23 protein-coding genes and 2 pseudogenes are annotated in these 21,507 nt (G+C 67.9%); 11 read left to right on the forward strand and 14 right to left on the reverse strand.

What is annotated here, in order from left to right; all coding sequences use genetic code 11:
* The 7 genes and pseudogenes from ligK to ACK59X_RS22055 all read left to right on the forward strand — a co-directional run.
* A partial coding sequence (ligK, locus tag ACK59X_RS22025) for a 4-carboxy-4-hydroxy-2-oxoadipate aldolase/oxaloacetate decarboxylase (protein WP_409960516.1) occupies positions 1 to 629 on the forward strand: 629 nt, incomplete at its 5' end.
* Positions 630 to 718: 89 nt separating this feature from the next.
* Positions 719 to 1,717, forward strand: a complete 999-nt coding sequence (locus ACK59X_RS22030; protein ID WP_409960517.1) for a Bug family tripartite tricarboxylate transporter substrate binding protein — start codon at positions 719 to 721, stop codon at positions 1,715 to 1,717.
* A 19-nt stretch (positions 1,718 to 1,736) separates the two neighbouring features.
* Positions 1,737 to 2,660 carry an amidohydrolase family protein gene (locus tag ACK59X_RS22035; protein WP_409960518.1) on the forward strand — a complete coding sequence of 308 codons (924 nt, stop codon included), beginning with the start codon at positions 1,737 to 1,739 and terminating at the stop codon, positions 2,658 to 2,660.
* Positions 2,661 to 2,664: 4 nt separating this feature from the next.
* The gene (ligA, locus tag ACK59X_RS22040) at positions 2,665 to 3,105 is read left to right on the forward strand and encodes a protocatechuate 4,5-dioxygenase subunit alpha (protein ID WP_409960519.1); all 441 of its coding nucleotides are present in this window, start codon (positions 2,665 to 2,667) and stop codon (positions 3,103 to 3,105) included.
* Positions 3,106 to 3,107: 2 nt separating this feature from the next.
* Complete coding sequence (locus tag ACK59X_RS22045) at positions 3,108 to 3,974, forward strand: class III extradiol dioxygenase subunit beta (RefSeq protein ID WP_409960520.1); 867 nt, start codon at positions 3,108 to 3,110, stop codon at positions 3,972 to 3,974.
* A gap of 1 nt (position 3,975) precedes the next feature.
* Positions 3,976 to 4,938, forward strand: a pseudogene (locus tag ACK59X_RS22050) (Gfo/Idh/MocA family oxidoreductase).
* 71 nt (positions 4,939 to 5,009) lie between these two features.
* Complete coding sequence (locus ACK59X_RS22055) at positions 5,010 to 6,017, forward strand: aldo/keto reductase (RefSeq protein WP_409960521.1); 1,008 nt, start codon at positions 5,010 to 5,012, stop codon at positions 6,015 to 6,017.
* A gap of 51 nt (positions 6,018 to 6,068) precedes the next feature.
* Here the strand turns inward: ACK59X_RS22055 and ACK59X_RS22060 are convergent, their stop codons facing one another.
* From ACK59X_RS22060 to ACK59X_RS22075, 4 genes and pseudogenes are all read right to left on the reverse strand, one after another.
* Positions 6,069 to 6,452: a DUF4398 domain-containing protein gene (locus tag ACK59X_RS22060; RefSeq protein ID WP_409960522.1), complete on the reverse strand. Its 384-nt coding sequence runs from the start codon at positions 6,450 to 6,452 to the stop codon at positions 6,069 to 6,071.
* 329 nt (positions 6,453 to 6,781) lie between these two features.
* Positions 6,782 to 7,723 (reverse strand): OmpA family protein, encoded by a 942-nt coding sequence (locus ACK59X_RS22065; protein ID WP_409960523.1) that lies wholly within the window; start codon positions 7,721 to 7,723, stop codon positions 6,782 to 6,784.
* Between the two features lie 42 nt (positions 7,724 to 7,765).
* A complete protein-coding gene (locus ACK59X_RS22070) occupies positions 7,766 to 8,158 on the reverse strand; it encodes a DUF4398 domain-containing protein (protein ID WP_409960524.1) in 393 nt (130 codons plus the stop codon).
* A gap of 209 nt (positions 8,159 to 8,367) precedes the next feature.
* Positions 8,368 to 9,198: pseudogene (locus ACK59X_RS22075) on the reverse strand (substrate-binding domain-containing protein); the annotation flags it as partial.
* Between the two features lie 45 nt (positions 9,199 to 9,243).
* Between ACK59X_RS22075 and ACK59X_RS22080 the strand changes: the two are divergent.
* Positions 9,244 to 9,906 (forward strand): nucleotide-binding domain containing protein, encoded by a 663-nt coding sequence (locus ACK59X_RS22080; RefSeq protein ID WP_409960525.1) that lies wholly within the window; start codon positions 9,244 to 9,246, stop codon positions 9,904 to 9,906.
* A 74-nt stretch (positions 9,907 to 9,980) separates the two neighbouring features.
* Here the strand turns inward: ACK59X_RS22080 and gap are convergent, their stop codons facing one another.
* The 3 genes from gap to tkt all read right to left on the reverse strand — a co-directional run bounded on the left by gap (position 9,981) and on the right by tkt (position 13,924).
* Positions 9,981 to 10,979: a type I glyceraldehyde-3-phosphate dehydrogenase gene (gene gap, locus ACK59X_RS22085; RefSeq protein WP_409960526.1), complete on the reverse strand. Its 999-nt coding sequence runs from the start codon at positions 10,977 to 10,979 to the stop codon at positions 9,981 to 9,983.
* A gap of 27 nt (positions 10,980 to 11,006) precedes the next feature.
* Entirely contained in the window at positions 11,007 to 11,711 is a 705-nt protein-coding gene (locus ACK59X_RS22090) for a hypothetical protein (protein ID WP_409960527.1), read from the reverse strand.
* Positions 11,712 to 11,866: 155 nt separating this feature from the next.
* Positions 11,867 to 13,924: a transketolase gene (gene tkt, locus ACK59X_RS22095; RefSeq protein ID WP_409960528.1), complete on the reverse strand. Its 2,058-nt coding sequence runs from the start codon at positions 13,922 to 13,924 to the stop codon at positions 11,867 to 11,869.
* Positions 13,925 to 14,059: 135 nt separating this feature from the next.
* On the opposite strand from tkt, the gene ACK59X_RS22100 reads away from it, so the two are divergent.
* Together ACK59X_RS22100 and ACK59X_RS22105 are read left to right on the forward strand one after the other, a co-directional pair.
* Positions 14,060 to 14,449: an S-adenosylmethionine decarboxylase family protein gene (locus tag ACK59X_RS22100; RefSeq protein WP_409960529.1), complete on the forward strand. Its 390-nt coding sequence runs from the start codon at positions 14,060 to 14,062 to the stop codon at positions 14,447 to 14,449.
* Positions 14,446 to 15,204, forward strand: coding sequence for a nucleotidyltransferase family protein (locus tag ACK59X_RS22105; RefSeq protein ID WP_409960530.1), 759 nt, complete (start codon positions 14,446 to 14,448; stop codon positions 15,202 to 15,204). Before ACK59X_RS22100 ends, ACK59X_RS22105 begins: the two co-directional genes overlap by 4 nt.
* 13 nt (positions 15,205 to 15,217) lie before the next feature.
* Here ACK59X_RS22105 and ACK59X_RS22110 read toward each other — a convergent pair whose 3' ends face one another.
* From ACK59X_RS22110 to ACK59X_RS22135, 6 genes are all read right to left on the reverse strand, one after another.
* Positions 15,218 to 15,967, reverse strand: coding sequence for a hypothetical protein (locus tag ACK59X_RS22110; protein WP_409960531.1), 750 nt, complete (start codon positions 15,965 to 15,967; stop codon positions 15,218 to 15,220).
* A gap of 123 nt (positions 15,968 to 16,090) precedes the next feature.
* Positions 16,091 to 16,939, reverse strand: coding sequence for a flotillin domain-containing protein (locus ACK59X_RS22115; protein ID WP_409960532.1), 849 nt, complete (start codon positions 16,937 to 16,939; stop codon positions 16,091 to 16,093).
* A 93-nt stretch (positions 16,940 to 17,032) separates the two neighbouring features.
* A complete protein-coding gene (locus tag ACK59X_RS22120) occupies positions 17,033 to 17,803 on the reverse strand; it encodes a flotillin family protein (protein ID WP_409960533.1) in 771 nt (256 codons plus the stop codon).
* 50 nt (positions 17,804 to 17,853) lie between these two features.
* A complete protein-coding gene (locus tag ACK59X_RS22125) occupies positions 17,854 to 18,486 on the reverse strand; it encodes a YqiJ family protein (RefSeq protein WP_409960534.1) in 633 nt (210 codons plus the stop codon).
* Positions 18,483 to 19,157 carry a PspA/IM30 family protein gene (locus ACK59X_RS22130; protein ID WP_409960535.1) on the reverse strand — a complete coding sequence of 225 codons (675 nt, stop codon included), beginning with the start codon at positions 19,155 to 19,157 and terminating at the stop codon, positions 18,483 to 18,485. Before ACK59X_RS22130 ends, ACK59X_RS22125 begins: the two co-directional genes overlap by 4 nt.
* Before the next feature lies 1 nt (position 19,158).
* Positions 19,159 to 19,668 carry a hypothetical protein gene (locus tag ACK59X_RS22135; protein ID WP_409960536.1) on the reverse strand — a complete coding sequence of 170 codons (510 nt, stop codon included), beginning with the start codon at positions 19,666 to 19,668 and terminating at the stop codon, positions 19,159 to 19,161.
* Positions 19,669 to 19,815: 147 nt separating this feature from the next.
* Here ACK59X_RS22135 and ACK59X_RS22140 point away from each other — a divergent pair, with 147 nt between their 5' ends.
* Positions 19,816 to 21,213, forward strand: a complete 1,398-nt coding sequence (locus ACK59X_RS22140) for an aminopeptidase P N-terminal domain-containing protein (protein WP_409960537.1) — start codon at positions 19,816 to 19,818, stop codon at positions 21,211 to 21,213.
* 81 nt (positions 21,214 to 21,294) lie between these two features.
* On the opposite strand, the gene ACK59X_RS22145 is transcribed toward ACK59X_RS22140, so the two are convergent.
* A partial coding sequence (locus ACK59X_RS22145) for a DUF4148 domain-containing protein (RefSeq protein WP_409960538.1) occupies positions 21,295 to 21,507 on the reverse strand: 213 nt, incomplete at its 5' end.

Here is a 21,507-nt window from a genome sequence, read left to right on the forward strand (position 1 = left end):
CCGACGGCCTGGCCGCTCTGGGCTCGGCCACGGTGCACGAGGCCATGGGCCGCGTGGGCCTGCTCAAGCCCTATATGCGCCCCATCTACCCCGGCCAGCAGGTGTCGGGCACGGCGGTCACGGTGCTGCTGCAGCCCGGCGACAACTGGATGATGCACGTCGCTGCCGAGCAGATCCAGCCCGGCGATGTGGTGGTGGCGGCCGTCACCTCCGAGTGCACCGATGGCTACTTCGGCGACCTGCTGGCCACCTCGTTCCAGGCGCGCGGTGCGCGCGCGCTGATCATCGATGCCGGCGTGCGCGACGTGAAGACGCTGCAGGAGATGAACTTCCCCGTGTGGAGCCGCGCCATCTCCAGCAAGGGCACGATCAAGGCCACGCTGGGCTCGGTCAACATCCCCGTGGTGTGCGCCGGCATGTGGGTCACGCCCGGCGACGTGATCGTGGCCGACGACGATGGCGTGGTCTGCGTGCCCGCCGCGCGGGCCGCCGAAACGCTCGAGGCCGCGCGCAAGCGCGAGAGCTTCGAGGGCGAAAAGCGCGCCAAGCTCGCCTCGGGCGTGCTCGGCCTCGACATGTACAACATGCGCCCCGGGCTCGAAAAGGCCGGGCTCAGGTACATCGACTGATTCCCCCGACACACGCACTTTCTGCTGCACGGCAGGCGCTGCCATGCCGCACCGCGCGGCGCATGCCAACCATTCCTTTGAGACAAGCCATGAGCCTTCTTTCCTCCTCCTTCTCCCGCCGTGCCGTCCTGGCCCTGGGTGTCGCCGCCGCAGCCGGCCTGGCGCCGCAGATCGCCGCCGCCCAGCAGTTCCCGACCAAGCCCGTGCGCATCATCACGCCCTTCCCGGTGGGCGGTGGCCCGGACGGCGTGGCCCGCATCGTGGCCGAGAAGCTCGGCCGCGCCTGGAACCAGCCCGTGGTGGTCGAGAACCGCCCCGGTGGCAACGGCTTCATCGCCATCGACGCCTTCAAGCGTGGCGCCAAGGACGGGCATGACCTGCTGGTGCTGGACAACGTGCACCTGGCCGCCTACCCCAGCCTGTTCAAGAAGCTGCCCTACGACCCTGCCAAGGACTTCGACACGCTGCTGCCGCTGTTCAAGACCCACTTCTTCTTCACCGTGGGCACGGGCAGCAAGTACAAGACCGTGGCCGACATCGTGGCCGACGCCAAGGCCCGCCCGGGCAAGCTCAACTACGGCTCCTGGTCGGTGGGCAACCCCGTGCACCTGGGCTCGGAGCTGTTCGAGTCGGCTACCGGCACGCAGATGGAACACGTGATCTTCAAGGAGACCACGCAGCTGTACACCTCGGTCGCCACGGGCGAGATCGACTTCGCGCTGGGCAGCGCCGCCACGGCAGGCCCGCTTTACCGCGCCGGCAAGCTGCGCCTCCTGGCCTTTGCCGGCCCGAAGCGCTCGGCCGAATTCCCCGACGTGCCCACCGTGGCCGAAGCCGGCGGCCCCAAGGACTTCGCCGTCACCGGCTGGAATGCCATCGCCGTGCCGCCCGGCCTGCCCGCCGCCGTCACCGACAAGATCAAGCGCGACATCGAACAGACGCTGACCGGCCCCGACGTGGCTGAGAAGTTCAAGACCTTTGGCTACGAACCCTTCCCCACCACCCGTCCGCAGTTCGCGCAGTTCGTCAAGGACGAGAGCCAGCGCTTCGGTGACGTGATCAAGAAGGCCAACGTGTCGCTGGACTGATTGCCAAGGAGTAGACCGCATGAGTGAATTCACCAAGACCCCCGGCTGGCTCGACTGGTACGCCGGCCCGAGCAAGCCCCGCTTCCAGGTGCCGGCCGGTGCCGTGGACGCGCACTGCCACGTGTTCGGCCCCGGTACCGAATTTCCCTACGCGCCCGAGCGCAAGTACACGCCCTGCGATGCGAGCAAGCAGCAGCTGTATGCGCTGCGCGACCACCTGGGCTTTGCCCGCAACGTGGTGGTGCAGGCCACCTGCCACGGTGCGGACAACCGCGCCATGGTCGACGCGCTGGTGCACTCGGGCGGCAAGGCACGCGGCGTGGCCACGGTGCGCCGCTCGGTGACCGACGAGGAACTGCAGGCCATGCACGAGGCTGGCGTGCGCGGCGTGCGCTTCAACTTCGTCAAGCGCCTGGTGGACTTCACGCCCAAAGACGAGCTCATGGAGATCGCCGCGCGCATCCACCAACTCGGCTGGCATGTGGTGATCTACTTCGAGGCGGTGGACCTGCCCGAGCTGTGGGATTTCTTCACGGCCTTGCCCACCACCGTGGTGGTGGACCACATGGGCCGGCCCGACGTGACCAAGCCCGTCGACGGCCCCGAGTTCGAACTGTTCCTGAAATTCATGCGCCAGCACCCCAACGTGTGGAGCAAGGTCAGCTGCCCCGAGCGCCTGAGCATGGCCGGCCCCAAGGCGCTGGATGGCGAGCAGGCCGCCTACCGCGACGTGGTGCCCTTCGCGCGCCGCGTGGTGGAGGAGTTCCCGGACCGCGTGCTCTGGGGCACCGACTGGCCGCACCCCAACCTCAAGGACCACATGCCCGACGATGGCCTGCTGGTGGATTTCATCCCGCACATCGCGACGACGCCCGAGCTGCAGCGCAAATTGCTGGTGGACAATCCCATGCGGCTGTATTGGCCGGAAGAAGCAAAAGGCTGACGCCATGTCCCTCGACAAACCCTACCTGGACGTGCCCGGCACGACCATCTTCGACGCAGAGCAGAGCCGCAAGGGCTACTGGCTCAACCAGTTCTGCATGAGCCTGATGAAGGCCGAGAACCGCGCCCGCTTCAAGGCCGACGAGCGCGCCTACCTCGACGGGTGGGCGATGACCGAAGAGCAGAAGCAGGCCGTGCTCGCGCGCGATCTCAACTGGTGCATCCGCCTGGGCGGCAACATCTACTTCCTGGCCAAGATCGGTGCCACGGATGGCAAGAGCTTCCAGCAGATGGCGGGCTCCAGGACCGGCATGACGGAAGACGAATACCGCGCCATGATGATCGGTGGCGGCCGCTCGGCCGAGGGCAACCGCGTCATCGGCGAAGACGGCGATGCCCAGGCGCACCGCCAGCCGCAGGGTGCGGCGGGAAAGAAAGGAACCTGAACATGGCGCGCATCACCGCCTCCGTCTTCACCTCGCATGTGCCCGCCATCGGCGCCGCGCTCGACCTGGGCAAGACGCAAGAGGACTACTGGAAGCCGCTGTTCGCGGGCTACGACTTCTCCAAGCAGTGGATGAAGGACAACAAACCGGACGTGGTCTTCCTGGTCTACAACGACCATGCCACGGCCTTCAGCCTGGAGATGATCCCGACCTTTGCCATCGGCACCGCGGCCGAGTACCTGCCGGCCGACGAGGGCTGGGGCCCGCGCCCCGTGCCCAAGGTGATCGGCCACCCGGATCTGGCTTCGCACATCGCGCAGTCGGTGATCCAGCAGGACTTCGACCTCACCATCGTGAACCGCATGGACGTGGACCACGGCCTCACGGTGCCGCTGTCGCGGATGTGCGGCCAGCCCGACCCGGTGGCCGGCGCCTGGCCCTGCCCGGTGATCCCGTTCGCGGTCAACGTGGTGCAGTACCCCGTGCCCAGCGGCCGGCGCTGCTACAACCTGGGCCAGGCAATCCGCAAGGCCGTGGAGAGCTACGACGAGGACCTGAATGTGCACATCTGGGGCACGGGCGGCATGAGCCACCAGCTCCAGGGCCCGCGCGCGGGCCTGATCAACAAGGACTTCGACAACGACTTCCTGGACAAGCTCATCAGCGACCCCGAGGCCGCTGCCAGCATCCCGCACATCGACTACGTGCGCGAGGCCGGTAGCGAGGGCATCGAGCTCGTGATGTGGCTGATTGCGCGCGGCGCCATGGCCGATGTGGCCGGCGGCAAGCCGCCCAGGCTTGCGCACCGCTTCTACCATGTGCCCGCATCCAACACGGCTGTGGGCCACCTGATCCTGGAGAACTCCTGACATGACTGCGAACCAAAAGACCATCAAGGTCGCCCTGGCGGGCGCCGGCGCCTTCGGCATCAAGCACCTGGACGGCATCAAGAACATCGACGGCGTCGAAGTCGTCTCTCTGATCAGCCGCGACCTGGACAAGACCAAGGAAGTGGCCGCCAAGTACGGCATCGGCCACGTCACCACCGACCTGGCCGACAGCCTGGCCCTGCCCGAGGTGGACGCCGTGATCCTGTGCACGCCCACCCAGATGCATGCCGAGCAGAGCATCGCCTGCATGAAGGCCGGCAAGCATGTGCAGGTCGAGATCCCGCTGGCCGACAGCCTCAAGGGTGCGCAGGAGGTCGTGGCGCTGCAGAAGCAGACCGGCCTGGTCGCCATGTGCGGCCACACGCGCCGTTTCAACCCCAGCCACCAGTATGTGCACAAGAAGATCCAGGCCGGCGAGTTCAACATCCAGCAGATGGACGTGCAGACCTACTTCTTCCGCCGCACCAACATGAACGCCCTGGGCCAGCCGCGCAGCTGGACGGACCACCTGCTGTGGCACCACGCGGCCCACACCGTGGACCTGTTCGCCTACCAGGCAGGCAGCCCCATCGTGAAGGCCAACGCCGTGCAGGGCCCCATCCACCCGACGCTGGGCATCGCCATGGACATGAGCATCCAGCTCAAGGCCGCCAATGGCGCGATCTGAACGCTGTCGCTGTCGTTCAACAACGATGGCCCGCTGGGCACCTTCTTCCGCTACATCGGCGACACCGGCACCTACATCGCGCGCTACGATGACCTGGTCAACGGCAAGGAGGAGAAGATCGACGTGAGCCACGTGGACGTGTCGATGAACGGCATCGAGCTGCAGGACCGCGAATTCTTCGCCGCCATCCGCGAGGGGCGCGAGCCCAATTCCAGCGTGGCCCAGGTGCTGGCCTGCTACCAGGTGCTGCACGATCTGGAGCAACAGCTGCTGTAACCTTCGGCTATCCAACCCTATCGCCCGTAGCCCTTACGCTGCGGGCGTTTTTCATGGAGCAACGACCCACCATGCAGACACGCAAACTCGGCCCCTTCGACGTCAGCGCCATTGGCCTGGGGTGCATGAACCTGAGCCACGCCTACGGCGCCCCCGTCTCTCCCGAGCAGGGCGAGCGTGTGCTGCTGGCCGCGCTGGATGCGGGCGTGACCCTGTTCGACACGGCCACGCTCTATGGCTTCGGTGCCAACGAAACCCTGGTGGGCCGCGTGATGAAGCCGCACCGCAATCGCTTCACGCTGGCCCGCAAGTGCGGCATGCAAGGCGTGGACGTGGCCGGCGACGGCAAGCTGGTGCGCGTGATCGACGGGCGCCCCGCCACCTTGCGCCAGACCTGCGAGGACAGCCTGCGCCGCCTGCAGACCGACGTGATCGACCTGTACTACCTGCACCGTTGGGACAAGCAGGTGCCCATCGAAGACAGCGTGGGCGCGCTCGCCGACCTGGTGCGTACGGGCAAGATCCGCAGCATCGGCCTGTCCGAGGTGTCGGCCGCCACGCTGCGCCGGGCACATGCGGTGCACCCCATCGCCGCCGTGCAGACCGAGTATTCGCTGTGGACCCGCAACCCCGAGATCGCCGTGCTCGACGCCTGCCGCGAGCTGGGCGTGGCCTTCGTGGCCTTCAGCCCGGTGGCGCGCGGCTACCTGTGCGGGGGCCTGACCGACGTGTCCGCCCTGGATGCCAAGGACATCCGCCGCGCCATGCCGCGCTTCGCGCCGGAGGCCTATGCCGCCAACCTGGCGCTGCTGGAAAGGTATTTCGCGATTGCGCGCCAGGTGGGCTGCACCCCGGCGCAGCTGGCACTGGCCTGGTTGCTGCACCAGGGCGGGCACATCATCCCCATCCCGGGGACGACCAGCGAGGAGCACCTGCATGACGACCTGGGGGCTGCCAACGTGCAGCTCGACGCAGCCACCCTGGCCGCGCTCGACGGGGCCATCAACCAGCACAACGTCGTCGGCCACCGCTACAGCGCGCAGAGCGCAAGCGAGGTGGATACCGAAACGTTTGTTTGAAAACCGGCGCCCCGCGCTGGGGCGCCGTGCGCCATCACAGGGCGAGGAACATCAGGGCCGGCGGGCCTGGGTGTCGGTGTGCAGGCTGATCTGCTCGGTACCCGAGCTGGCCGTGCGGATATTGGCTGCCAGCATGCGCGTGCGGGCGGCGCTGGTGGCGGCTTCTGCCTGCAAGGCCGCCATGTAGGCGATGTGGTTCGTCTCTGCCTCGTCGTGGGTCTTGCTCCAGATGCTGTTGGCCGTGGCCAGGGCCTCAGTGGCCCGCTTCAGCTCCAGGGCGGCGTGACGGGCCACCGCGGGATCGGCGCTGGCCGTGCTGACGGCTGCACGGGCCCTTTCGAGGGCCATGGAGGGCGCAGTGGCGCAGGCAGACAGGAACCCTGCGGCCATCGCGCTGATGGCGAGAACGGTGGTACTGCGAAGCATGGGATGCATGGTGGCTGTTCCTTCAAGACGCTGGTAAGCGGGTCTGTTGCATCCATCCCATATGTAACAGATGCATGTGACCCGCCCGTGGCAGAAATTGAACAGCAAAACCTGTGCCGCCCCGCATGGGGCTTACCCTTGTGGGATATTGTTGTTACCAACAGCGGACCCTGCACCATTCCAAGGCGCACCTATGAGCGTGTGAATGTTACAAGTGGGTGGCCGCTTACTTAGACTGGAGCACCTTTTCGTTGGGGACGGCCGCCCCCAAAAAAACCGCGCGGCGTGAGCGGCGCGGTCCTGGGCAGGCCGGGCGGTGGTCCGCCGGACCAGGGCCTTCAGCGGCCCTTGAGGTTGCCCTTGTCGTCGGCGATCACGATCTCCACGCGGCGGTTCATGGCGCGGCCTTCGGGTGACGCGTTGTCGGCCACCGGGTAGACCTTGCCGTAGCCGCGCGCCGTGATGCGGCTGGCGTCCACACCGCGAGACACCAAGGCATCGCGCACTGCACCAGCGCGGCGTGCCGACAGTTCCTGGTTGTACACGTCCGAGCCCACGCTGTCGGTGTAGCCCTCGATCAGCAGCTTGCGGTCGGGAAACTGCTTGAGGAAGTTGGCCAGCTTGTCCAGGCGCGGTGCCGCCTGGGGCGACAGCTCGGCCTTGTTGAAGGCGAACAGCACATCGCCCAACGTCACGATCAGGCCACGCTCGGTCTGCAGCGCTTCCATCTCGCGCAACTGCGCTTCGAGCATGCGCACGCGGTCCTGCGCTGCACTGGCCTGGGCCAGGGCGGCATTGGCCTGCGCCTGCTGCTGGGCGGCACGCTGCTCGGCGCTCAGGGCCTGGGCCTGCGCGATCTGCGCGTTGCGCGCCTGGGCATCCGCGCGCATGCGCGCTTCATCGGCTTCGCGCGTGCGGGCTTCCAGGCGTATGCGGTCAGCCTCGGCGCTGGCGCTCTGCAGGTTGGCATCCAGCATGCGGGCACGGGCCGCATTGGCGGCGATCTCGGCGCGCTGGGAGGCCAGGTAGGCCATGTGTCTGGTTTCGGCCTCGTCGTGCTTGTCGGCCCAGTGGCGGTCGGCGCGCAGCAGGGCGTCGTTGGCTTCCTTGAGTTCCAGGGGTGCGTACTGGCCCACGATGGGGTCGGCGCCCACGCGGCTCACGTTGGCGCGGGCCTGCTCCAGGGCTGGCGAGGGGCCGGTGGTGGCGCAGGCGGCCAGCAGGCCGGCGGCGAGCAGGCTGGTGGCCAGGGCGGAGGTGCGGCGAAGAATGGGGTGCATGGTCGGGATTCCTTCAGTATTCAATGGATGGCAGGGCGCGGATCAGCGAGCAGGCGCCACGGCGCGGCGGTTGATCTCTTCCTGCAGCGCGCGGATGCCGTCCTGCACCTGGGCCAGGTTGCCGGCATTGCGCTCGGCGTCGGCCCGGGTCTCGGCAACGCGGGCATCCACCTCGGCCTCGGCTGCCAAGCGGCGTGCGGCGGTGTAGTCCTCGGCGCCCATGGCCTTTTCGGCCGCCATCAGCTTGTCGCGGGCGCGCTGCAGTTCGACGGGTGCGGTGGCGGTCACGTTGGGGGCTGCAGACACACGGGTGAGCGTGGTGCGGCTCACGGCCATCTGCTCGGTGGGTGCCGGCGGCTTGGAGGCGCAGGCGGTCAGCGCGGCCAGGGCCAGCACAGAAATGGCGATGCGAAGTGCGGCGGAGGAATGGTGCATGGTTCGGGGCTCCTGTGGAGGATGAGGGACCTGGGTGCCGATGGAGGCATGGCGGAGGCAGGAAGGCCTGCCGGGCTGGGTCCCGAGAAGGTGCGGGTTGAGTTGCATTGTTCGCGGCCAGCCCCGCAAGCCGCGTAGTCCCCGCCACAGTTCGCCTGTGGGCAGGGTCTTACATCGTTTTACTTTTGCAGGCCCGGAGGGCCTCCACGTCATGGCAGGTTTTCGCGGAAGACGACTTGGCTGCGCGTGGTCTCCACGCCCGAGAGTGCGGGCCGCCCATCGCGCAGATTGGCAAAGATGCGCACATAGCTGGTGATGGTGCTCAAGGGGTTCTGCGTGATCACGGCGTCCATGCTGCCGTCGATCAACTGGGCGCGCGTGTCCGGCGTGAGTCCGTGGCCGATGAACACCACCTTGTGCTGCATGCCGCCTTCCTGCAGCGCGCGGGCGATGCCGTCCGAGGCGCCGCCGATGTTGTAGATGCCGGCCAGGTCGGGGTGGCGCTCCAGCAGGGTGCGCGTCTGGCGGTAGTTCTTCTCGGAATCGTCCAGCCCCTCGCGCAGGCCCACCATGGTGAGCTGCGGGAACAGTTATTCGAGCACGTGCAGGAAACCCGCCTCGCGCTCCTGGTGCGCCGCGTAGCGCAGGCTGCCGGCCACCAGTGCCACCTTGGCCTCTCGCGTGCCGATGAAGCGGCCGATCAGGTAGCCCGCCGTGCGGCCCGCGGCGCGGTTGTCCAGGCCCGCATAGCCCACGCGCTGCGAATTGCCCAGGTCCGAGATCACGGTGACCACGGGCACGCCGCGCTCGGCCAGCGTGGCCACGGCCTCGCGCAACTGGGGATGCTCCAGCGCCATCATCACCAGGCCGTCGTAGCGCTTGCCGTGGTACAGCAGCGCCTGCGCCAGGGCCTCGGGGTTGAAGCTGTCCACCGTTTCGGCGCGGCACTTGACATGGAAGGGCGCCCAGTGCTCCTGCGAGTAGCTGACCATGTCGCCCAGCATGGTGAGACGTATGCCCTGCCGCTCGCCGGGCAGGAGGCGGCGCTCGACGCCCTGCTGGCGGCGCAGCCGGCCGCCGTGCTGATGGATGCCAGCCGGCTCGAGGACCTGCAGGCCGTGGGCCAACTGGTCTGGCGCCGCGCCCATCAGGCGCGGCTGCTGGCGGTGGGGCCCAGCAGCGTGGTGCAGGCGCTGGCAACGCAGTGGCCATCTGCCGCCGCGGCCCCAGCCGCGCCCCTGGCCGCGGCCGAGGGGCCGGTCTTTGTGCTGGCCGGCAGCCTCTCGCCGGTGACGGCGCGGCAGGTCCGTGCAGCCACCTCCTATGAGCCGATGCCCATCGATGTGGCGGCCCTGGTGCAGGGCGGCGAGGAGGCCACCCACGCCCTGTCTGCACGCCTGGCCGCCACACTGCGTGCCGGGCGCAGCGTGCTGGCGCTGACCGCGGGCAGCGCGGCCCAAGGAGCGTCGCCGCACCAGGTGGCCGAGGCCGGTGGCCGGCTGCTGGCCGGGGTGCTGGCCCAGGTGCCGCTGCGCCGCATCGGCATCGCCGGGGGCGATACCTCAAGCCTGGCGGTGCAGGCGCTCGCAGCCTGGGGTCTGTCCTACCGGGCTTCGCTTGCGCCCGGCGTGGCGCTGTGCCGGCTGCACAGTGACAAGGCCGCGCTCGACGGGCTGGAGATCATGCTCAAGGGCTGGCAGATGGGGCCGGAGGACCTCTTCGAGCGCTTGCTGCACGGCGGCGCCTGACACCGCCGCACCCATGAAAAAGGCCGGCCACCCTTGCGGGCAGCCGGCCTTTTTGCTGGCCAGGGCCTGGCGGCTTACTTGGCCACCACGCGCACCATTTCCAGGCACTTGTTCGAGTAGCCCCATTCGTTGTCGTACCAGCTCACGACCTTCACGAAGGTACCGTCCAGGGCGATACCTGCGTCGGCGTCGAAGATCGAGGTGCGGGTGTCGCCGCGGAAGTCGGTGGCCACCACCTTGTCTTCGGTGTAGCCCAGCACGCCCTTGAGCGCGCCTTCGGACTGGGCCTTCATCTCGGCCTTGATCTCTTCGTAGGTGGCGGCGTTTTCCAGCTCCACGGTCAGGTCAACCACGGAGACGTCGCTGGTGGGCACGCGGAAGGACATGCCGGTCAGCTTCTTGTTCAGCGCAGGGATCACCACGCCCACGGCCTTGGCAGCGCCGGTGCTCGACGGGATGATGTTTTCCAGGATGCCGCGGCCGCCGCGCCAGTCCTTGTTGGAGGGGCCGTCCACCGTCTTTTGCGTGGCGGTGGCAGCGTGCACGGTGGTCATCAGGCCGCGCTTGATGCCCCATTTGTCGTTGAGCACCTTTGCCACAGGGGCCAGGCAGTTGGTGGTGCACGAGGCGTTGGAGACGATGGCCTCGCCCTTGTAGCTCGTGTGGTTCACGCCGTACACGAACATGGGGGTGTCGTCCTTGGAAGGGGCCGACAGGATGACCTTCCTGGCGCCGGCGGCCAGGTGCTTCTGGGCCGTGACCTTGTCCAGGAACAGCCCGGTGGATTCGATCACCACGTCCGCGCCGACCTCGTTCCACTTGAGGTTGGCGGGGTCGCGCTCTTGCGTCAGGCGGATCTTCTTGCCGTTGACGATCAGGGTATTGCCGTCCACCGACACTTCCCCCTTGAAGCGACCGTGCACCGAGTCGTACTGCAGCATGTACGCCAGGTACTCGGGCTCCAGCAGGTCATTGATCGCAACGACTTCGATGTCGCTGAAATTCTGGATGGCGGAGCGCAGCACGTTGCGGCCGATTCGGCCAAAGCCGTTGATGCCAATCTTGATCGTCATTTCCAAGGTTCTCCAAACGTTAAGGAATCAGGGTTGACATTGCGCCGCCTGTGCGAATGTCGAGAGGTAGCCCAGGCGCTGCACCGAGGGGGTGGGCTGCGTCTGGTAGAAGTAGACACTGGGCTGGTCGAAAGTGGGCACGGCCGTGTCGGCCCCCAGGCACATCGTGCCGTTGGCGTAGCAGCGCAGGTGGAATGGCGAGACGGTGGCCGTGCCCGTGGGCGTGGTCAGCAACTGCGGGAAGCTCTTCTCGGCCCAGTCGAGCACGCAGTCCAGCGGCGTCGATGTGCCGGTGCCGTGCAGCGGGTAGGTCGCCAGCGCCCCGCCGGTGCGCGACTGGACGATGAGTTGGGAGATGCGCGACCCCGGGGCGGTGGGGGTGAAGGCCACCAGGGTCGAGCAGCCCTGTCCGGGCTGCAGCACGGCATTGGAGCAGCCGTCCGAGCCTGCCGGGATCAGGAAGTCCCCCTGGGCGACGACCGGGCAGCCGATGCCGGCGCAGGTCGCCAGGGCGGCGCCGCTGGAGATCACCGCGCCCAGCTGCAGCGGCGCACTGCTGCGGTTGAACACCGAGAAGTACTGCGTGGCAAATGTGGCGTTGAGCGGAACCTTGCCGAAGTTGTGGCCGGCCGGCGGGTCGGTGATCTCCACCTGGGCGTGGGCCGACAGGCAGGCCAGCGACAGCACGGCCATGGCGGCCAGGGACTTGCGGGGGAACAGGGTCGGGATCATGGCAGCTCCTTGAAAAGGGGGAAGTCAATGAAAACGACTAGCGTGCCGGCCACATGTAACGGCGTCAAGCATGCAAAGAGGCCGCAACGTGCTGTAAATCACGCGAAACCTCTGCATATTTGCACAATGTTACGTTGCTGCTGCGCCCCACCCTGTCAGCGGCCGCCCTTGAGCACGGCCTGCACGGTGGCAGCCACGTTCTCTTCGGTGAAACCAAAGTGCTTGAACAGTATGGGGGCCGGGGCCGATTCGCCGTAGGTGTCGAGGCCCACCACGGCGGCGCAGCCGTACTTCCACCAGCCATCGGTCACACCCATTTCCACCGCCACGCGGGGGATGCCGGCGGGCAGCACGGACTTCTTGTACTTGGCGTCTTCGCGGTCGAAGGTGGTGTTGCTGGGCATGGAGACCACGCGCACGGCGATCTTGCGATCGGCCAGCAGGCGCTGGGCCTTCAGCGCCAGTTGCACTTCGGAGCCGGTGGCGATGATCACGGCCACGGCCTTCTTCTTGAGGCCCACGTCGGCCGGCTCGCTCAGCACGTAGGCGCCGCGGCTGATGTCACCCAGGTCGCTCTTGGGAGCGTAGGGCAGGTTCTGGCGCGACAGCAGCAGTGCGGTGGGCTTGTCCTTGTTGGACAGGGCCACACTCCAGGCCACGGCGGTTTCGGCCGTATCGGCGGGGCGCCACACATCCAGGTTGGGGATCAGGCGCAGGCTGGCGGCGTGCTCCACCGACTGGTGGGTGGGGCCGTCCTCGCCCAGGCCGATGGAGTCGTGCGTGAAGACATGGATCACGCGCTGCTTCATCAGCGCAGCCATGCGGATGGCATTGCGGCTGTAGTCGCTGAAGGTCAGGAAGGTGCCGCCGTAGGGGATGAAGCCGCCATGCAGCGCAATGCCGTTCATGATGGCGGCCATGCCGAATTCGCGCACGCCGTAGTTGATGTGGCGCCCGCCGATCTTCTGGCCGTCGGCCATTTCGGTCTTGACCACGTTGCCCTGCATGTCGAAGCGCAGGTTGGGCGTGCTCTTGGTGTTGGTCAGGTTGGAGCCGGTCAGGTCGGCGCTGCCACCCAGCAGTTCGGGCAGGGCGGCGGTGAAGGCTTCCAGCGCCAGCTGGCTGGCCTTGCGGCTGGCCACGGTCTCACCCTTGGTGTGGGCGGCGACCACGGTGTCCACGGCCACCTGGGCGAAGTTGGCGGGCAACTGGCCCTGCATGCGGCGCGTGAACTCGGCGGCCAGTTCGGGGAAGGCGGCGCTGTAGGCGGCAAAGCGCTCATTCCAGGCACCTTCGGCGGACTGACCGCTGGCCTTGGCATCCCAGGCGCTGTACACGTCTTCAGGAATGGAGAAGGGCTCATGGCTCCAGCCCAGGGCCTCGCGGGTCAGGGCGATTTCCTCGGCGCCCAGGGGCTCGCCGTGGGCCTTGGCGGTGTTGGCGCGGTTCGGGCTGCCCTTGCCGATGTGCGTCTTGCACACGATCAGGGTGGGGCGCTCGGTCTGCTTCTTGGCATCGGCGATGGCGGCGGCCACCTTCTCGGCATCGTGGCCATCGATGGGGCCGATCACGTTCCAGCCGCTGGCCACGAAGCGCAGGGGCGTGTTGTCGGCGAACCAGGGTGTGACCTGGCCGTCGATGCTGATGCCGTTGTCGTCGTACAGGGCGATCAGCTTGTTGAGCTTCCAGGCGCCGGCCAGCGACACGGCTTCATGGCTGATGCCTTCCATCAGGCAGCCATCGCCCAGGAAGACATAGGTGTTGTGGTCCACGACGGCATGGCCTTCGCGGTTGAATTCGGAGGCGAGCAGCTTCTCGGCCAGGGCGAAGCCGACGGCGTTGGTGATGCCCTGGCCCAGCGGGCCGGTGGTGGTTTCCACGCCGGGGGTGATGCCCACTTCAGGGTGGCCGGCAGTCTTGCTGTGCAGCTGGCGGAAGTTCTTGAGCTCACCGATCGGCAGGTCGTAGCCCGTCAGGTGCAGCAGCGCGTACAGCAGCATCGAACCATGGCCATTGCTCAGCACGAAGCGGTCGCGGTCGAACCACTGGGGGTTCGTGGGGTTGTGCTTGAGGTGGCGACCCCACAGGGCCACGGCCATGTCGGCCATGCCCATGGGGGCACCGGGGTGGCCGGAGTTGGCTTGTTGAACGGCGTCCATGGCCAGCGCGCGGATCGCGTTTGCCATTGGTTGGTTGTGCAGGGTGTTGGCCATGGAAAGAGCGGCTCCGGGTGGGGGAGGTTCAGGGGAAACCCGGTATTTTACCGGGGAGCGCCCCGGTGCCTGTTTCCATGCTCGCAAACACGTTCCTGTGCCCGGGTTGGCAGCCGATGCACTACAGTGCGGCTGATGCAAGGACTGCACCTCACCGCCGACCTCCATGGCTGCCGCTGCGCCCCTGAATGGCTGCTCGATGCCGCCGCCCTGGGCCGCGCCTGTACCGACGCCGTGCACGCCGCTGGCCTGCAGTCCGTGGGCCAGTTGTTCCACGGATTTCCCGCCACAGCGCAAGGGCCTGGCGGTGTCACCGCCACCATTTTGCTGGCCGAGTCGCACCTGTGCGTGCACACCTGGCCCGAGCAGTGGGCTGTGACGCTGGATGTCTACGTCTGCAACTTCGGTGCCGACCATTCGGCCAAGGCGCGCGCGCTCATGGAGGCGCTGCTGGCCCTGTTCGAGCCCTCCCATGTTCAGCGGCATGCGCTGCAGCGCGGCGCCGTGCAGGAGGTGGCCGCATGAGCGCGGCCGCCCAGGTGCCGGCCCTGCTGCTGGCCGCCGGCCGTGGCGAGCGCATGCGCCCGCTGACCGACACCACGCCCAAGCCGCTGTTGCAGGTGCAGGGCCAGCCACTGCTGGTGTGGCACCTGCAGGCCCTGGCCGAGGCCGGCGTGGGCGAGGTGGTGATCAACACCGACTGGCTGGGCGAGCAGATCGAAGCACACTGCGGCACCGCCTTCGGCACGCACCATTCACGCCGGGGCAACCACCGGCTGGAGATCGTCTATTCCCGCGAGGGCCGCGACTTCGGCGGTGCGCTGGAAACGGCGGGTGGCATCGCGCGCGCGCTGCCGCTGGTGGAGTCGGATGTGTTCTGGCTCGCTGCGGGGGATGTGTACACGCCCGACTTCACTTTCGATGCGCAGGCCGTGCAGGCCTTCAAGGCCAGCCGGCAACTGGCCCATCTGTGGCTGGTGCCCAACCCTGCGCACAACCCGCGCGGCGATTTCGGCCTGTCGGCCGAGGGGCTGGCGCTGAACCTGCCGGCCGACGACCCCGCGCCGCGCTACACCTACAGCACCATTGCCCTGCTGCATGCCGAGCTGTTCTTCACGCCCTGGTGCGACATTCCCGTGGGCAACCCGGGCGGCATCAAGGCCCCGCTGGCGCCGCTGCTGCGCCGCGCCATGGATGCCGGCCGCGTGGGCGCCTCGCTCCACAGCGGCCGCTGGACCGATGTAGGCACGCCCGAGCGCCTGGCCGAGCTCAACCGCTGAAGGCCCCCTGCGCTCATTTGGCGGCGGCTGCGAAGGCTGGCTGCACGGCAATGGCAGGCCCGTTCTCGCATGCGCGCAGCAGCCACTCGCTGGGGCGAAAGCGCGCCTCGGGCCCATCGGGCGCGGGCTTGCCCACCTCGGCCTGGACATCGTAGGCAATGGGCGGCACTTGGTACAACGCCATCTGTCCCTTGCGGCAGGCCAGTGCCGGCACGATTTTGTGCACCGCCCAGCTTTGGCTGGCCGTGTCGAAACGGTAGACCGGGCCCAGGGTCTGGTCCTGCGCCAGCTCCAGGCGCAGCGGTGTGGTCTGCAATGCGCTCACCCAGGCGCCGGCAATTTCCACCGGCTGTGCAAAGCGCACGGATTCCAGCCCGTGCAGGGCGAGCGGCTTTCCGGGCTCGCCCTTGTCAAAGGGGTCGCTGCGGTTGATCAGGCTGCCTGCGGGGATCAGCAGCTCGCCATACTGGAAATCCGCAGGCAGCACGAAGCGCTCCCGGCTGGCGCGCACCACGGCGCCGTCCTGCCGCGCCTGCTCTGTGCGGACGGACAGGTACCACTTCAGGGCGATCAGCGCATGGCACAGCACGGCCACGGCGCACAGGATCTGAAGCGCGCGCCGGGTGAGCATCCACTTCTGCGGAATGTCCACGAAGCGGACATAGGCGGCATACACCAGCAAGGCCCCCGTCAGTGCCAACCCCAGCACGGGGAGCAGCAGCGTGAAGATGAAGTTCAACAGGGAGCCGAGCAGGAGAAGCATGGGGCCCGAGTCTGCCACGCCCGTGGCCAGGGCGACCGGTGCGGCGGGGAGCCGCGTGGCGCACAAGCCACGCGCTCTGGCGGCGGTGCCCCAGGCCGGGCTATGCCGCCTGGGGCCGGAGGCTCACTCTGCGGCGCGGCCGGAAGGCGCCTGCGCGGCCTGCGGCGAACTGCCCAGCATGCCCGCCAGGCTCTGCGCCATGCCGGTGATGCCTTCATTGGAGAGGCCAGCGTCCTTCATCACCGCGTCCACGATGGGCTTGGCGATCTGGTACTGCAAGGCCGAGTTCAGGACCTGCTCCGGGAAGGTGCCCTGCGCACCGTTGCCGCTTTGCCCGGAGCCCTGGCCGGGCGCGCCGCCCGGCAGGCCGCCAACCTGCACGATGCGGATCGAGTCGATCTTCTCCATGGGGCGCACGGCCTGGGCGATGATCTGTGGCAGCTGCTGCAGCAGCAGGCTGCGCACCTGCAGGTCCACCTGGGCGGCCGAGAGGGTGTTGAGCGCCTCGTTCAGCGCGCGCTTGCCCTCGGCCTCGGCCAGGGCCGCGGCCTGGCGCGCACGGGCTTCGATGGTGATGGCTTCGGCGCGGTCCATCGCGGCTTCCTTCTCGGCAGATGCAGAGACCCGGATCGAGATGGCGTTCTGCTCGGCGTCCTTGGAGGCCTCGATCAGCTGGATGTTCTTGTCGCGCTCGGCCACGGCCACCTGGCGCGCGGTGTTCACGGCTTCCTCGGCCTTCACGGCCTCGGCACGCGCCAGGTTGGCGGCGGCGTCGGCGTCGGACTGCTCACGCGACTTGGTGGCGATGGCGATCTGCGTGTCCTGGCGCGCGATCTCCACCTGCTTGCGCTGTTCGGCGCGCTTGGTCTCGGTATGGCGCTCCAGTTCGATCTCACGCGTCTGGATCACCAGGTTCTTCTCGATCTCGGCGGCCTTGATCTCGCGCTCGGCCTCGATGCGCTTCTGGCTCACCTGGCGCTCGGCCTCGATCTTGGCGGCCTCGGCCTCGCGGTTGCGCTCGGCCTGCTGGGTGGCGATCAGCGCGGCCGGTTAGGCGCGCGGGGGCTAGAACTCGCGCTTTTGCGACAGCGAGGCGAACTCCTGGTCCTTCTCGATGGTCAGCTTCTGGCGCGTGGCCTCCAGGTCCTTGGTGCGCACCTGCACCTCGGTGTCCTGCTCCACATCGTTGCGCTGCTTGCGCCGCGCCTCGGTCTGCTCGGTCAGGCGCGTCAGGCCCTCGGCGTCGAAGGCGTTGTTGGGGTTGAAGAACTGCTTTTCGGTCTGGTCCAGGCTGGTCAGCGAGACAGACTCGAGCTCCAGGCCGTTCTTCTCCAGGTCCTCGGCCACCGCGTTCTGCACCGCCTGCACGAAATCGCGGCGCTTGTCCTGAAGTTCCTGGATGGTCATGGTCGCGGCCGTGGCGCGCAGCGAGTCCACGAACTTGTCTTCCACCAGGGCCTTGAGCTCTTCGGGGCTCATGGTGCGCGCGCCCAGCGTCTGGGCAGCGATGCTCACGGCTTCCTCGGTCTGCTTGACGCGCACGAAGAAGGCCGCCGTCACGTCCACGCGCATGCGGTCCTTGGTGATCAGGCTTTCCTTGGCGCGGCGCACCACCTCCAGCTTCAGGGTGTTCATGTTCACCAGCACGCGCTCATGGAACACCGGCAGCAGGATGGCGCCGCCATCCATGATGACCTTCTGGCCCCCCAGGCCCGTGCGCACGAAGGCGGTTTCCTTGGTGGAGCGCTTGTACAGGCGCGCAAAGACGATGCCGATGGTCAGCAGCGCCAGCAGGGCAATGCCGGCAATCACGCCCAGTTCGATCAGGTTGCTCATTTCTCAGTCTCTCCCTCGGTTGGTGTCGGTATGTTGATGGCAATGGGCGGCTACATCAACCCCGGGTGGGGGTTGGCAATGCAGCGGTAGAAGGCGCCGGCCTTGCGCACGATGAGGATCTGTGCGCCTTCGTCGAAAACCTCGTCGTCCAGATCGGGCTCGACCATCAGGTAGTGGGTGCGGCCATGCGCGTCGCGCACCCGCGCCTGGGCCGCCAGGCCGCGCCGGGCTGCACCCGCCGAGACCACGCCCGGCCGTCCGATCAGCGACATCTCGCTCACGGCCGAGGTCTCGTCGCGCGGGATGATGTGGGCGATCAGGGCGCCCAGGCTGCGCACCGTGGCCATGCCCGGCGCCACGGCCACCAGGCCCGCCAGCCAGACCGGCAGGTAGCCGCCCAGCAGGCCGTGGGCCACCTTCTGCAGGCTGTAGCCGAAGATGGCGTAGCCCGTGAGGAACAGCACCAGCAGCACCAGCGAGGGCACCTTGCCGATGTACAGCCAGCCCAGCACCCGGTCCAGGCCGGTGTCGCCATCAATGTCGGGCAGCAGGTCGTCGAGCCAGTTGCTCGGACTGAGCGAGACCAGCATGCCCAGGCCCTCGATCAGCGCTATGCCGACGATGAGCGCAAAGGCCACGCCGAAAGGCCAGGTCTCGGGGGCGGTGAAGAGGCCGACGATCACGCGTGCCCCGTCTTCAGGCGCGCCATGCGCTCGGCGATCTTGTGGTCGCGCACCAGGTCGTCGAGCTCCTTGAGCTTGGCGGCCTGGTCCAGCGTGTGGCTGCGGTCGGTGCCGGCCAGCCCGGTCTGGCGCGCGTACAGGCGGTCGAATGCACCGGTCACGGCATCCATGCGCTGCTGGACCCCATTGGCACCGCCAGACGGTGCGGGACCGGCCTGCGCTGCTGCGGCGCGGCTCTGGCGAAAGGCATCCAGCGCATCGCCCATCTCGCGCTGCTTGGCCAGCAGAGCCGCCACATAGCCGGTGAGCTCGCTCTCCTGCCGCGCCAGGTCGGCCAGCGTGGCCTCCAGCACCGGGATCTGCGCTTCGATATCGAGCTGGCGCGCCACGGCGGCGCGCGCCAGGTCTTCGCGGCCCGCGGTCAGTGCCTGGTCGATCTGCTCCGCGAGCTTGCCGTGCTGGTCGTTGAGGTGGGCGTGCTGCTGCTGGGCCAGGTGGCGGTTGGCGCTGGTGCGGCCCAGCTCATGGCGCACCTCGCCGATCACGGTGTCGGCTTCGCGCAGCGACTGCTCCATCACCGCCAGCGGTGCATGGTTCTCCAGGTGGTCCACCAGCGCATGCACGCTGCCGGCAATGATGCGGCCTACGCGTGTCTTGAGCGAATCTGCCATCTCAGGCTCCTTTCGAGAGAGGGGATTGAATGGTTTGGGCCAGCTCCAGGGTGGCTGCGGCATGCCGCTGCACGACGGCTGGATCGTACGCGCTGGCCTGCGTGGTGGTCGCCTGGCGCAGCAGCATCTCACTGAGCGCAAAGCCCCGGCGCACCAGCAGGTCTTCGAGCTTTGCGGCCTCCTGCTCCGAGGTGGGCGCATTGCTGACGGCGATGGCCAGGCAGGTCGTGACGTGGTCCAGCATGGCATTGAGCACGTCCGAATGGCGACCGGTCTGGCCCTCGGTGCGCACCAGCGATTCACGCAGCCGGGCCGTGATGTCGCGCGCCCAGGCGTGGGCGGCCACATAGTCCAGCGCGCCGTCGTGGTGGCGTTTGAGCTGGCCCAGCAGCACGCGCAGCTTGTCGCTGTTGGTGGTGGCGCCTTCCACCTGCAACTGGGCCAGCCACAGGTAGAGATCGCTCGGTATGCGGGCGGAGAGGGGCTCCATCGTGCTGGAGGTGGTAACCATGGCATCCATCCGAAGTGGTTTGAATGCGATGGTATTCATATGAATACGTTTGTCAACGGCCCATTTGGGTGGCCGGTTTTGGGAATTGTTTGCGAGCGCGATGGCCCGCGGCACCGAGGGGAGGCGGATTCGCGTTAAAAATAGCGGATGAACTCACCGTCCTCGCACTCCATCTACGCCCAGCGCCGCGCGCGCCTCGCTGCCCAGTTGGGGGCCGGGGGCATTGCCATCATCCCCACAGCGCCCGAGTACCCGCGCAACCGCGACACGGACTTCCTGTACCGCCACGACAGCTATTTCTACTACCTGACCGGCTTCACCGAAGCCGGCGCCTGCCTCGTGCTCACGGCCGAGGGGAATAGCGCGCTGTTCTGCCGCCCCAAGGACCTGGAGCGCGAGATCTGGGACGGCTACCGCCTGGGCCCCGAGGCGGCGCCCGGCGTGCTGGGCGTGGATGCGGCCTATTCGAGCACCATGCTCGATGCGCAACTGCCCCGGCTGCTGGAGAACCGCCAAAGCGTGTGGTACCCCCAGGCCACGCACAATGGGCTGGCGGCGCGCGTGGATGGCTGGCTCAACGCCGTGCGCGCCCGCGTGCGCTATGGCGCGCAGTGCCCGGCCGTGCAGCAGGACCTGTGCGGGCCGCTCGACGAAATGCGCCTCATCAAGGACGCGCACGAGCAGGACACCATGCGCCGCGCCAGCGACATCAGCGCCCGCGCCCACATCCGCGCCATGCAGCGCTCGGCCCGCATGCTGCGCGCTGGCGAGGACGTGCGCGAGTACCACCTCGATGCCGAGCTGCTGTATGCCTTCCGCGAAGGCGGTTCGCAGTACCCGGCCTACGGCTCCATCGTGGCGGCCGGTGCCAATGCCTGCGTGCTGCACTACCGCGCCGATGCCGCCCCGGTGCGCGATGGCGAACTGGTGCTGATCGACGCCGGCTGCGAACTCGACGGCTACGCGAGTGACATCACCCGTACCTTCCCGGCCAACGGTCGCTTCACCGGGCCGCAGCGCGCGCTGTACGACCTGGTGCTGGCCAGCCAGGTCGCGGCCGTGGACGCCACGCGCGCCGGCGCGCGCTTCAACGATCCGCACGACGCCACAGTGGCCGTGCTCGCGCAGGGCCTGCTGGACCTGGGCCTGCTGGATGCCAACAAGGTCGGCACCGCGCAGGACGTGATCGACAAGCGCGCCTACTTCCCTTTCTACATGCACCGCACCAGCCACTGGCTGGGCATGGACGTACACGACTGCGGCAGCTACGTGGAGCCCGGCGAGGCCGACAAGACCACCGAGCGCAAGGACCCGCTCTCGGGCGAGACCGTCCTCAACCGCCCGAGCCGCGTGCTGCAGCCCGGCATGGTGCTGACCATCGAGCCAGGCCTGTACGTGCGCGCCGCCGGGGGCGTGCCCGAGCAGTTCCACGGCATCGGCATCCGCATCGAGGACGACGCCATCGTCACCGCCACCGGCTGCGAGCTGATCACGCGCGGCGTGCCGGTGGATGCGGACGAGATCGAGGCGCTGATGCGAAACTGAGGCGCCTTGCGGGCCGCCGAAGCCCCAACGAAAAACGGGCTCCTGATGGAGCCCGTTTTGGTTTCCGGCAAGCCGGCTCGATTACATCGAGCTGATCTCGCCCGAAGGGATCTGGCCGGTGCGCACGGCTTCGGCAGCCGCTGCACGCACGGCAGCGCGGTCGGCCGTGGACTTGTAGGTCACGACGCGCGAGCCTGCTGGCTCGATGCTGCGCGTCTGGGCCACAGTGGCGGCTTCTGCAGCCACTTCGGCGCGGGTGCGGTTGGTGTCGAACTTGGTGGCGAATTGCGAAGC

Origin of the sequence: Acidovorax sp. (assembly GCF_046339755.1) — a bacterium.
Taxonomy (GTDB): domain Bacteria; phylum Pseudomonadota; class Gammaproteobacteria; order Burkholderiales; family Burkholderiaceae_C; genus Acidovorax.